1 pseudogene is annotated in these 510 nt (G+C 44.1%); it reads left to right on the forward strand.

What is annotated here, in order from left to right:
- Positions 1 to 61: 61 nt before the first annotated feature.
- A pseudogene (locus R7044_RS28260) lies at positions 62 to 510 on the forward strand (outer membrane beta-barrel protein); the annotation flags it as partial.

The following is a 510-nucleotide window of genomic DNA, read 5'->3' on the forward strand; positions in this document are numbered from 1 at the left end:
TTAGTCGCGCGATTTTGACTAAGCCATCACAATTAGCTTAGTCATAATAAGGAGATAGGACATGAAGAATAAACTCAGTTGGCTAGTTGGGGGCATGTTAATGAGCTGCGCATTGAGCGCGCAAGCAAATGTTATCGTAACCCCATTTATTGGCTTTACTGGCGGCGGGCAAGTCGAAGATGAAAACAAAAACACCTATGACATAGACCCTGCCCTCAGTTACGCCTTATCAATAGAAACACCTTTTGAAATGGGAAAAATCGGCCTTTTCTATTCTGCACAACCGACAGAGCTCAAAGAGTTGTCGAACTCCGCCGATATCCATTATTTACAATTCCAAAGCAGTATTTACTATCCCCTCGCTGAAGGTTGGCAAAGCTATGTTGGGTTGGGGGTTGGCGAGTCTTAAACCGACGTCGACTGGGCTGATAAAAAATACGGTTTTTCTGCCAGTGCTTTTGCCGGGTTAGAGTACGCATTTTCAAAAAACTTTGCTCTAACGGCACAAGT

It is taken from the genome of Vibrio sp. 1402 (assembly GCF_033340275.1).